Raw genomic sequence first — 12,780 nt, forward strand, 5'->3', positions numbered from 1 at the left:
AATGTAAGAAAATTATTGCATACTTTTTTCCTTGATTTCAGCAATGAATCGATCTGCCAAAGCATCTGCAGCTTCTTGGGATTTGGCTTCGGTATAAATTCGGATAATGGGCTCTGTATTGGACTTTCGTAAGTGTACCCAGTTTTCGGCGAAATCGATTTTTACACCATCTATAGTTTTGATTTCTTCAGAAGCATAGGCCTCTTCCATTGCTTTTAGTAAAGCATCGACATCCAAATCTGGTGTTAACTCAATTTTCTTTTTGCTCATGTAGTACGATGGATATCCCGCACGCATAGCACTCACACTCGTTCGTTCATCGGCCAAGTGACTCAAGAAAAGTGCGATTCCTACCAAACTATCCCTACCGTAATGTAATTCTGGATAGATGATTCCTCCATTTCCTTCTCCTCCAATAACGGCGTTGGTATCCTTCATTTGTTGTACTACATTCACTTCTCCCACGGCACTGGCGGTATAGTTTCTACCATGCTTTTGGGTGACATCGCGTAGGGCTCGTGAAGATGACATATTGGAAACGGTGTCTCCAGGAGTGTGCCTCAATACATAATCGGCTACCGCTACCAAGGTATATTCCTCCCCAAACATCTCTCCCTTTTCATCTACAAAGGCCAATCGATCCACATCGGGGTCTACCACAATACCGAAATCGGCACGTTCCTTTATAACCATTTCCATGAGGTCCGTAAGATGTTCCTTTAGAGGTTCGGGATTATGCGGGAATTCTCCGTTTGGCGTACAATACAATTTCACGGGTTGTACTCCCAACGCCTCAAGCAATAAAGGAACAGCAATCCCTCCGGTAGAATTCACTCCGTCTACAACCACTTTAAATCCAGCTTTTTTAATGGCTTCTACATTTACCAGATCCAAATTGAGGATTTCTTCAATATGAAGATCGAAATAGGCATCGTTTCTACTCACTTTACCCAATGCATCTACTTCCGCAAAGGAGATCTGCCCTGCTTCGGCTATATCCAATACACGCTGTCCCGCTGCTGCATTTAGGAATTCCCCTTTGTTATTCAATAATTTAAGGGCATTCCATTGCTTGGGGTTATGGCTTGCAGTAAGAATGATCCCGCCATCCGCATGTTCCAAATCGACTGCTACTTCGACCGTAGGCGTAGTCGATAGCCCTAAGTCGATCACATCGATTCCTAATCCGATAAGGGTATTCATGACCAATTGTTGAATCATTTCCCCCGAAATCCTAGCGTCCCTACCTACGACCACGCGATAGTTGTCCTTGTTGCGCTGTTCTTTCACCCAAGTTCCATAAGCGGCCGCATAAGTCACTGCATCGATTGGTGTTAAATTCTCTTTTTGAGGGCCTCCAATGGTTCCTCGGATTCCAGAAATGGATTTGATTAAGGTCATTATTCGAAATTTTGGCAAAGATACTTTTAAAACGGAAATGTTATGTTGCGTTTTTGTAAATTGTCCTAATGAATTTTCTCGCACATATATACCTTTCGGGAGAGGATGAAGGAATTACAATTGGCAATTTTATCGCCGATGGCATAAAAGGAAAAAGGTATGAGAAGTATCCACCACAAATTCAAAAGGGAATATTGTTGCACCGTGCCATCGACTCTTATACCGATCAACATCCTACGGTAAAGCAAAGTACCAAGCGACTTCATAAAAAATATGGACATTACAGCGGGGTAATTGTAGACATTCTCTACGATCATTTCTTGGCCAAGAATTGGCAACAATATCACAGTACACCTTTGGCCGCTTATGTAGAGAATTTCTACGAATTACTACGAACCAATTTCGATATACTCCCTACACGTATTCAACGCATGATGCCTTATATGATAAGCGATAATTGGTTATTGAGCTATGCCTCCATTCAGGGGATAAGCAAAATTTTAAGTCAGATGAACGTTAGGACAAAAGGCATCTCCAAAATGAATTTTGCTGTGTTAGAATTGGAAGAATTCTATACTGAATTTGAACAGGAATTTACCGACTTTTTCGAAGAGCTCATCGCCTACTCTAAAAACAAACTAGCTGAATTATGAAACTAAAATGGTTACCCCTTCTCTTACTGCTTATTGCTTGTAAAAACGAAACTCCTGTTGAAGAAAAAGTACCCGAAATTGGCGTCTTGGCACCGAATGCCATGGTCGTTTCGGCACGGGAAGAAGCCTCACGGATTGGAGCCGATATTATGAAGAAAGGCGGTAATGCTTTCGATGCCATGGTGGCTACCGAAATGGCCTTGGCAGTTGCCTATCCCTATGCTGGGAATCTAGGAGGGGGCGGTTTTATGGTCTACCGGACAAAATATGGTGAATTGGGGGCTTTCGATTACCGTGAAAAAGCACCTATCGAAGCCCATCGGGACATGTATTTGGATGAAAATGGAGAATATGTTCAGGATAAGAGTAAAGTAGGAGGATTGGCCGTAGGTGTACCGGGCACTATTGCAGGTATCTTTGCCGTGCACAGTAAACTGGGTACGTTGCCCATTGAGGATATTTTGGCACCCGTCATTGAATTGGCCCGGGAAGGTTTTATCATTACCGAAATGCAGGCGGGACGATTCAACAAATACGGTCCCATTTTCGAAGAGGTTACTGGAGAACCTACGATATACAGCGGCACTTTTAAGGAAGGAGATCGTTTTAAAAACGAAGCTTTGGCCAATACATTAGCACGTATCGCCGAAAATGGTAGTGCCGAGTTTTATCAAGGAAAAACCGGGCAGAAATTGGTAGATTTCATTCAGAATCACGGAGGCATCATTACCATGAAAGATTTAGATGCCTACGATGCCGAACTACGGGAACCACTCGTGTTCGATTATAAAGATTTGAAGGTAATTTCTATGTCTCCTCCTTCCAGCGGGGGAATCTGTTTGGCGCAGATTCTTAATTCGGTAGAACCCTATCCACTTAAAGAATATGGGCACAATTCAGTGAAGGCCATACAGGTGATTACAGAGGCCGAACGTCGAGCTTATGCGGATCGCAGTTTTTATCTTGGCGATCCCGATTTTGTAGACATACCTGTGGACACACTGATTTCAGAAAAGTACCTTAATGGTAGAATGGATGATTTTTCGTTTGATCAAGCCACGGCTTCTTCAAGTTTGTCCCATGGAAGCATTCCTGGCTACGAAAGTACCGAAACGACCCATTACTCCATTGTAGATCCTTTTGGCAATGCCATAGCGGTAACCACAACCCTTAATGCTGCGTTCGGGTCGAAACTGTACGTACCAGAACTCGGTTTCTTCCTAAACAATGAAATGGACGATTTTAGTGCCAAACCCGGTGAACCCAATATGTTTGGGCTTATTGGTGGAGAAGCGAATGCCATTGCACCCCAAAAGCGTATGCTGAGTTCCATGACACCCACTTTGGTTGAAAAAGATGGTGAATTCTGGATGAGCGTGGGGACTCCAGGGGGATCTACCATCATTACCTCCGTGCTACAAACTATTTTGAATGTCTACGAATACGAAATGAGCATGCAGGATGCGGTAAACGCTCCTAGATTCCACCATCAATGGTTGCCCGATTTGGTCATGTTCGAACCTAAATCCTTTGATCCGGAAACTCTTAGAGCACTCGAGGAAAAAGGCTATACGATAGATGAACAAAATGCACCCGTAATTGGCAAGGTGGATGCCATTTTAAAACTTCCCGATGGCACCTATGAGGGTGGCGCCGATCGTCGGGGAGATGACACTGCTGTGGGTTTTTAAAGGGTTTTATGCGCGCATAACAGGTAGTTTGTCGATAAAAGCAAACACGACAACGATTTGTAGGTAATTTACTACAAACTAAGGGTTTTTCGTTTATTTTTGATATTCTAACCAAATTTCGATAGACCCCGTGTGATTGCGCATATATTGTGGCTTTCCAGAGTTGCAAATCCCCTGTAGTAGCAGTTACGGTGCTTAGTATAAATGAAAGCGAACTCTTTCTTCAAGGATTTGTACGCCGTTATACCGCTATTTATTAGTGGGTTGCTATGTATTGGTCTTATTCTACTGCTTTGGCAAAAGCAAACTGTCGATGTAACGTTCGCAAAAACACTAGAAGACATCACCACCGTCTTTATGGCCATTAGTGGCATCTTGGCCACCGTTATTATGGTATACCTCGCCTTTATGGCCAGCAGTCTAAAGCGCCTAAGGGACGACGCCATAGATACCCTGAGCAAGATCACCCAAAAAATGCACAATTTTAGAAGCATTATAGAATTGCTTATGCGATCCAAAATGTGGTTGCCCGGCCTAAGGGAATACATCGATGACGAATTTGCTGGTCTTACCTTCTTTGATGTCAAGGAATTCTATAAGGGTAAATCGAAATTGGCTATTGAGTTCCTTCAGGAAAGCCATCATTACGAGGATACGGAAAATCTTTACTTGGAATTAAAGTCCCTTCTCATGACCAGTCCCAAAGAAAAGAACATTCCAGAAAGTATTCGTTATCCCAAGATCTACCATCAGGATATTGTTGCCAAGTGGTTGGAACACAAATGTGGATCTGGGCTGTGGTATTATTTTGGGTATAAATACGGAAGTTTCAAGGAAGCCTTGGATTTTAATACCGTATTCGAACGGCATCAGGAAAAGATCATGACGTTGGCCAATGCAATTGATGGAGAGGCCTTTCAGGACTCTTCATTTAACGAGGTTTTCTTGGCCAAATTGGGAGAATATATGAGCAATGAAGTCATTCCCAAACTCTTTCAGTTTCAAGGGAAATCCAATAAGCGAATGCCTTCCTTGTTGAAATACCTCTACTTTGTTTTCCTTTTCCTAGTCTTTGCTGGGATTTTGCTACCCCTTGCCTACCTCCTATTCAATTTACCTATCATTTCGCTCATCATTAGCTTCTCGCTCATCATAAGTACCATCTTCTTCATCTCAATCAGTTTCTATCAGTTCTTGATGAAGGAAGCCAACGGATAGTTTTTTAAGTAAAATTTTTTGATAACTCCTTCATTTTCGGGTACGTTCGGGCTTTAAATTTTAAAAGCATTTAAGTACTTTTGCAAACTATGGCAAAAAGTGAAGAAGTTATTGAGGTTTTAGGGGCCCGTGTTCATAATTTAAAGAACATAGACGTTACCATTCCAAGGGAAGAATTGGTAGTAATTACAGGGCTTTCTGGGAGTGGAAAGTCCTCTTTGGCGTTCGACACCATTTATGCAGAAGGGCAACGTCGTTATATTGAAACTTTCTCTGCCTACGCCCGTCAATTCTTGGGTAGCTTAGAGCGTCCCGATGTGGATAAAATAGAAGGGCTTTCCCCTGTTATTGCCATAGAACAGAAAACCACCAGTAGAAGTCCGCGATCTACCGTTGGGACGATTACCGAAATCTACGACTTTCTTCGTCTTCTATTTGCCCGTGCGAGTGATGCCTTTAGTTATCAAACAGGCGAAAAAATGGTCAGCTATAGCGATGAGCAGATAAAACAGCTCATCATCAAGGATTTCGATGGAAAAAAAGTAAGCATTCTCTCTCCAGTAGTGCGCGCTCGAAAAGGGCATTACCGTGAACTTTTTGAGCAAATTGGTAAGCAAGGATTTTTGAAGGTACGCGTCGATGGTGAAGTCTTGGATATCGTGAAAGGCATGCGTATTGATCGATACAAAACCCACGATATTGAAATTGTGATCGATCGCTTAAGGATTTCGGAGGCCAGCGATCAAGACAATCGTCTTACCGAAACCATCCTCACAGCCATGTACCACGGCGATGACGTGCTCATGGTATTGGACCATGAAACGGATGCCGTTCGATTCTTTAGTAGATCGTTAATGTGTCCCACTTCTGGAATTTCATACCCCAATCCAGAACCCAATAACTTTTCGTTCAATTCCCCCAAAGGAATGTGCCCCAATTGCAAGGGCTTGGGCGAATTGCATCAAGTGAATTTGGATAAAATTGTACCAGACAAATCCCTGTCTATAAAACAAGGTGCATTGGCCCCTCACGGCCCACAAAAGAGCAATTGGGTCTTCAAGCAATTGGAAATCATTGCCACCAAATACAATTTTAAGCTCAGCGATCCTTTCGATAGTATCCCAGAAGAAGCCAAAGACATCATCTTTCATGGTGGAAAAGAAACTTTTGATGTAGCCTCCAAAACTTTGGGAATTACCCGCAATTATAAAATCGATTTCGAAGGAGTAGCCACCTTCCTTCAAAATACTTTTGAGGCGAACGAATCCAAATCCTTGCAACGTTGGGCCAAGGAATATATGGATAAGATTCCATGTTCCGAATGTGGTGGAAGTCGACTTCGGAAGGAATCCCTCAACTTCAAAATAAACGGAAAGAGCATTGCCGATCTTGCCTCTATGGATGTTATAGAGCTTTCGGAATGGTTTGCAGATATAGAAAAGGACCTAAGCGAAACCCAACTGAAAATCGCTTCAGAAATCATCAAGGAAGTACGTGCACGATTGGGCTTCTTGGTCAATGTAGGACTAACCTATCTTTCCCTGAATCGAAGCTCTAAATCCCTTTCGGGAGGGGAAGCACAACGAATCCGTCTGGCCACGCAAATCGGTTCTCAATTGGTGGGGGTACTCTATATTTTGGATGAACCCAGTATTGGATTGCACCAACGAGATAACGAACGCCTAATCGATTCTTTGGTTCAGTTAAAAAACATAGGAAACAGTGTCATTGTGGTAGAGCACGACAAGGACATGATTGAGAAAGCCAACTATGTCATCGATATAGGACCCGCCGCTGGAAAACACGGTGGGGAAATCGTTTCGGAAGGAACCCCAACCGAGATTTTGGCGCATCATACCCTTACCGCCGATTACCTAAACGGCACCAAAGAAATTGAAATCCCCAATGAAAGACGTAAAGGGAATGGACACATTCTTTCGTTGAAAGGAGCTACAGGAAACAACCTGAAGAAAGTAAGTATTGATATTCCTCTGGGCAAGATGATCGGTGTTACTGGAGTTTCCGGAAGTGGGAAATCGACCCTGATTAATGAAACCCTCTACCCCATTCTAAATGCTCACTTCTTTAATGGGGTTAAAAAGCCGATGCCCTACACCAAAATTGATGGGTTAAAGCACATTGATAAGGTAATCGATATCAATCAGTCGCCCATTGGACGTACCCCACGATCCAACCCGGCTACCTATACTGGTGTATTTTCAGAAATACGGAATCTATTTGCCAAGGTTCCAGAAGCGATGATCCGTGGATATAAACCGGGACGATTCAGCTTTAATGTATCTGGCGGACGTTGCGAAACCTGTCAAGGAGGTGGACTTAAAGTCATAGAGATGAACTTCCTTCCCGATGTGTATGTGGAATGTGAAACCTGTCAAGGAAAGCGTTTCAATAGGGAAACCTTAGAAATTCGCTACAAAGGGAAGTCCATTTATGATGTACTGGAAATGACCATTAACGAGGCATGTGCCTTCTTCGAGCACATTCCGAAGATCTATCGTAAACTAAAAACCATTCAGGATGTAGGATTGGGATACATTACCCTTGGGCAACAATCTACCACGCTTTCTGGAGGAGAAGCCCAGCGTATTAAATTGGCCACGGAGCTTTCCAAAAGGGATACGGGAAATACGTTCTATATTTTAGATGAACCCACTACCGGGCTTCATTTCGAAGATATTCGAGTATTGTTGTTGGTGTTGAATAAATTGGTCGACAAAGGCAATACCGTTTTGATCATTGAACACAATCTCGATGTAATTAAAACGGTAGATTACATTATCGACATTGGTCCTGAAGGTGGAAAAAAGGGAGGAAAGGTAGTCGCTATCGGAACTCCAGAAGAAATAGTAACACAGGGAAAAGGGCATACCGCCAGATTCCTGAAAAAAGAACTACATTAGCCTATTGGAGGTAGGCTTCAATAAAAAATTGCGCTATGAGAACTGAAAATCATCAGAAGAACTGGAACGAAATAAAAACAAACGACTCTTGGGCTATCTTCAAGATCATGGGTGAGTTTGTAAATGGATTTGAAAGCATGAGCAATATTGGCCCATGCGTTTCGATCTTTGGTTCTGCACGTACAAAACCCAACGATAAGTACTACGAATTGGCCATAAGTGTGGCCAAAAAGATTTCCGAACACGGCTATGGTGTTATTACCGGTGGTGGACCTGGAATCATGGAGGCAGGTAATAAAGGAGCTCACTTGGCTGGGGGAACTTCGGTAGGATTGAATATCGACCTTCCTTTCGAGCAACATGACAATCCCTATATCGACAGTGATAAAAGCTTAGATTTCGACTACTTCTTCGTTCGAAAAGTAATGTTCGTTAAGTACTCACAAGGGTTTGTAGTCATGCCCGGTGGTTTTGGAACTTTAGATGAACTCTTCGAAGCGATGACACTCATCCAAACCCATAAAATTCAGCAGTTCCCTATCATTCTTGTAGGCACCGAATTTTGGGGTGGACTTATGGATTGGATCAAGAGCACCCTATTGGATGCACACCACAACATAAGCCCAACAGATTTGGATCTTTTCCACCTTGTAGATACAGAAGATCAAGTATTACAAATACTGGACGACTTCTATAACAAAGCAAACTTTAGTCCTAATTTCTAATTTTGATTACCCCCTCCCCCATACTTAAAATAGTATTTGTTCTCTCCTTTTTGCTCACCAGCTTTGCTGCTACTGCCCAAGGAAGAGTAAAGATGATGTTTTACAATTTATTGGAATTTCCAGAGGGCCAAGCTGCCTGGAACAGGGAGTTATTGCTTCGCGAAATTATAAACACTTATGAGCCCGACATCTTGATGGTTTGCGAATTGCAAAGCCAAGAGGGAGCTGATGAGATTCTCGAAGTTTCTTTGAATGATGGTGAAGTGGTTTATACTGCACCGCCTTTTGTTGACAATCAATCGGGAGGAGCCGATTTGCAACAGTTGGTTTTTTACCGAGAGGACAAGTTTCAATTGCTACAAACCGATATCATTGTAACGAATGTTCGAGATATCAATCGATATGAACTGCAGCTCAATACCGCCAATGGGGATGTCGATCCTGTAGTATTGGACCTGTATGTGAGCCATCTCAAGGCAAGTCAAGGAGGTGAAAATGAATTGTTGCGATTGGGTATGGTCACCGATTTCACCGATACCTTGGGCGATCTCGATCCTAATTCCTACGTAATATTTGCTGGAGATCTCAACTTATATACCTCCACGGAACCCGCTTATATAGAATTGCTGGACGATACCAATCCCATTGTATTGGTCGATCCCATAAGTACTCCTGGTTCGTGGAGTAGTAATGAAGATTTTACCGCGGTGCATACACAGAGTACCCGTGTGAGTTCCGGTCCTTTCGGAACAGGTGCTGGTGGCGGTTTGGACGATCGTTTCGATTTTATCCTCATGTCCGAGAATATGGAGACAGACCCCAAGCTGCGCTATGTTCCGGACACTTATCTTGCTTATGGCAACAATGGAAATTGTTTCAATTTAAGCATCAACAATACGGGCTGTACAGGAACATTTGGAAGCAGTTTGCGATCCAATCTATACAACATGAGCGATCATTTGCCTGTGGTGATGGAATTAGAGACCAATCAGGAGATCGTATTAAACGGTACGGATTTTGTGGCAGAATCACCATTGGAAATCACAAATACATGGGTTGAAAGCAACCTTCGGCTCATTATAAGGTCTAATGAAGTAAAAGACCTGCTTATTTACGATATGCTTGGAAAGAAAATGATGCAACTTCCTATAGAGACTACAGGTGAAAAACTACTGGACCTTTCACATTTTCCTTCGGGCGTATACCTACTAACAACTTCCCAAAACAACTTCTATCCCATTAAATTGATTAAAGGTAATTGAAGAAGTTCTGGTTCATCATACTCGTATTCGCGGCATCGCTTGCCTCATGGGCACAGCATGATATTACCGTGGATGCCGTATTGAACACCACTACCCATACCATAGACATTCAACAAGAGATTGTCTATCAGAATACTTCTGAGGTTAGCTTAAATGAAATTTACCTGTTAGATTGGGCCAATAGCTTTTCCAACAAGAATACGCCCTTAGCCAAACGGTTTGCGGAGAATTTTAAAAGTGGATTTCATTTTGAAAAAGATGAAAATCGAGGGAGAACCACCGTCAATAGCATCAATGATGCCAACGGAACGGCCATTATATGGGAACGCGGTGAGGAAGTGGACATTCTGAAGGCAATACCTGCCAGTCCCGTTGCACCAGGCGGTACTTATACCCTAAAGCTGAATTATTCGGTGAAATTGCCAGAAGACAAATTTACCCGCTATGGGGTGGATAGAAACCAAGATTATAAGATCAAGTATTGGATTATTACCCCAGCGGTTTTTAATGGCGAATGGCAGCACTACAGTCATAAGAATACTGACGATTACTTTCAATCCCCTACCGATTTTTCCGTCACCCTAGAGTTTCCCTTTGAGTACTCTTTATTTTCAGATTTGAACGAGGTCCCAGCATCCAGTCAAGGAGAGGCTTCTTCTCGCGGAAGTAAGAGAGTATCGTTAGAAGGTAAGGGCAGGATGTTCTTTTCCATCTACCTTCAGAAAACACGGAATTTCGAAAGTGTCGTGACAGATCAGCTAGAATTGATAACCGATCTTAAAGACAAAAAGGTAGCACCCGCAAATAAGGCCATCTTGGTAGACCGCCTCACCCGATTCTTAGAAGATCGACTGGGCCCCTATCCTTTCGAAAAGATGATTATCAGTGATGCCGATTATCGTACGAGCCCAGTGTATGGTTTAAATCAGCTCCCCGATTTCATTAGTCCTTTTCCCAATGGATTCGAGTTGGACATGGAGTTGCTTAAAACAGCTACTAGGAGATATATTACCCAAACCCTCCCGCTCAATCCCAGAAAAGATCACTGGCTGATTGGTGCCCTGCAGATCTATCTTATGATCGATTATGTGGATACCTATTATCCCGATATGAAAATCTTGGGAAGCCTTAGCGATTTCTGGATCATCGATTGGTTGCATGCGGCCGATTTGGAATTCAATGACCAATATCCCTTCTTGTACCTCAACATGGCTCGGAACAACCTGCATCAGTCATTGGTAACACCTAGGGATTCCTTGGTGAAATTCAACAAGCAATTGGGAAGCGACTACTACGCGGGGGATGGATTGCAATACTTGGCGGATTACGTTGGAAAGTCGAAGTTGGATAAAACCATCAAAGAATATTTTACTTCCAAAACGCAAAAACTAACCACTCCATCCGACTTTCAAAAGGCATTGAAAGCGAATACGGAACTCCCTATCGACTGGTTCTTTTCGGATTATGTTGGAAAACGAACTACCATCGATTTCAAAATAAAAAAGGTAAAGGAGGTTGGTGATTCTTTAGAGGTTTCCATTCTCAACAAACGGGACAATGTAATGCCCGTATCCATCTATGGGTTAAAAAAGGATTCCGTTCTTTTCAAAAAATGGGTAAAACCTATAGATAGCATAGCCACCATTACGGTTCCTAAAGAGGGGGTGCGAAAATTGGCCTTGAATTACAACGGTGAAATTGCCGAATTCAACCAAAGAAACAATTTCAAGGCAGTAAAGGGATTGTTTAACCGTCCATTACAATTCCGCCTGTTCAAGGATGTGGAGGATCCGAAATTCAATCAGGTATTCTTCATGCCTGTATTCCAGTACAATTTGTATGATGGTTTTAGTTTAGGTCCTAAAATGTACAACAAAACCATGCTACCCAAAGGGGTGCATTACAAATTGGAACCGCAATTTGGTTTCCGTTCTAAAAAGATCATTGGTAAAGGTTCCTTGGTCTATACCGAGCGAGTGGACAACGGCAATCTGTACAGTATGCGCTATGGCATTTCAGGAAGTTTCTTTTCGTATAACCGAGGCTTGTTCTACAAAAGACTTTCTCCTTTTATGACCTTTGCCTTTAGGGATAATGACGATCTAAGGAAAAACAAAAAACAGTTCATCAATCTAAGAAATGTGAATGTTTTTAGGGACGAGGACCCCAACGATCCTGATCAGGATCCCAATTATAGCGTCTTTAATTTTCAATACGTATACACCGATAACAACCTCATCAATTTCTACCGAGGTGTATTGGATTATCAGATTTCTCAAAAATTCAGTAAGATTTCAACCCAATTGGAATACCGTAAGCTGTTCCTAAGCAATAGACAATTGAACGTACGCTTTTACGCAGGACTCTTCGTGTTTAATGATACAGGGACCGATAGCGATTTCTTCAGCTTTGCTTTAGATCGTCCTACCGATTACCTTTTCGACTATAACTATTACGGTCGTAGTGAGGATACCGGACTGTTCAGTCAGCAATTGATTATTGCCGAGGGAGGTTTTAAATCCCAGTTGGAGCCAGCTTTTGCCAATCAATTTATCACCACGGTAAATGCCAGTACCAATATCTGGAAATGGATCTACGCCTATGGAGATGCAGGTCTTGTGAAAAACAATGGAGAACAGGTAAAAGCGGTATGGGATACTGGGATTCGGGCCAGTTTGGTTGCCGATTATTTCGAATTGTACTTTCCTCTCTATTCTAATCTTGGCTGGGAACCAGGACTGCCCGATTATGATCAGCGCATCCGATTTATTGTCACCTTAGACATTAAAACCCTATTGGGGCTATTTACCCGTGAGTGGTACTAGGTCATTTTAGCGCAAATTTTCAATTCTTAAAAATTCTATTATTTTAGCCGGGAGATTTTACAATGATCCCCAAATCATTAACTT

8 protein-coding genes are annotated in these 12,780 nt (G+C 42.5%); 7 read left to right on the forward strand and 1 reads right to left on the reverse strand.

Annotated features, from left to right (window positions below; genetic code table 11):
- Positions 1-12: 12 nt before the first annotated feature.
- Positions 13-1,401 (reverse strand): phosphoglucosamine mutase, encoded by a 1,389-nt coding sequence (gene glmM, locus POV27_RS11175; protein WP_272862855.1) that lies wholly within the window; start codon positions 1,399-1,401, stop codon positions 13-15.
- A gap of 68 nt (positions 1,402-1,469) precedes the next feature.
- Here glmM and POV27_RS11180 point away from each other — a divergent pair, with 68 nt between their 5' ends.
- From POV27_RS11180 to POV27_RS11210, 7 genes are all read left to right on the forward strand, one after another.
- A complete protein-coding gene (locus tag POV27_RS11180; protein WP_272862856.1) occupies positions 1,470-2,054 on the forward strand; it encodes an acyl carrier protein phosphodiesterase in 585 nt (194 codons plus the stop codon).
- Positions 2,051-3,745: a gamma-glutamyltransferase gene (gene ggt, locus POV27_RS11185; protein WP_272862857.1), complete on the forward strand. Its 1,695-nt coding sequence runs from the start codon at positions 2,051-2,053 to the stop codon at positions 3,743-3,745. The genes POV27_RS11180 and ggt overlap by 4 nt, the downstream gene beginning before the upstream one ends.
- A gap of 204 nt (positions 3,746-3,949) precedes the next feature.
- The gene (locus tag POV27_RS11190) at positions 3,950-4,963 is read left to right on the forward strand and encodes a hypothetical protein (protein ID WP_272862858.1); all 1,014 of its coding nucleotides are present in this window, start codon (positions 3,950-3,952) and stop codon (positions 4,961-4,963) included.
- 89 nt (positions 4,964-5,052) lie between these two features.
- Positions 5,053-7,884 (forward strand): excinuclease ABC subunit UvrA, encoded by a 2,832-nt coding sequence (gene uvrA / locus POV27_RS11195; RefSeq protein ID WP_272862859.1) that lies wholly within the window; start codon positions 5,053-5,055, stop codon positions 7,882-7,884.
- Positions 7,885-7,919: 35 nt separating this feature from the next.
- Positions 7,920-8,609, forward strand: a complete 690-nt coding sequence (locus tag POV27_RS11200) for an LOG family protein (RefSeq protein WP_272862860.1) — start codon at positions 7,920-7,922, stop codon at positions 8,607-8,609.
- A 2-nt stretch (positions 8,610-8,611) separates the two neighbouring features.
- A complete protein-coding gene (locus POV27_RS11205; protein ID WP_272862861.1) occupies positions 8,612-9,871 on the forward strand; it encodes a T9SS type A sorting domain-containing protein in 1,260 nt (419 codons plus the stop codon).
- A complete protein-coding gene (locus POV27_RS11210; RefSeq protein ID WP_272862862.1) occupies positions 9,868-12,696 on the forward strand; it encodes a gluzincin family metallopeptidase in 2,829 nt (942 codons plus the stop codon). The genes POV27_RS11205 and POV27_RS11210 overlap by 4 nt, the downstream gene beginning before the upstream one ends.
- Positions 12,697-12,780: the final 84 nt, after the last annotated feature.

Source organism: Aureisphaera galaxeae, assembly GCF_028561275.1.
Classification (GTDB): domain Bacteria; phylum Bacteroidota; class Bacteroidia; order Flavobacteriales; family Flavobacteriaceae; genus Aureisphaera; species Aureisphaera galaxeae.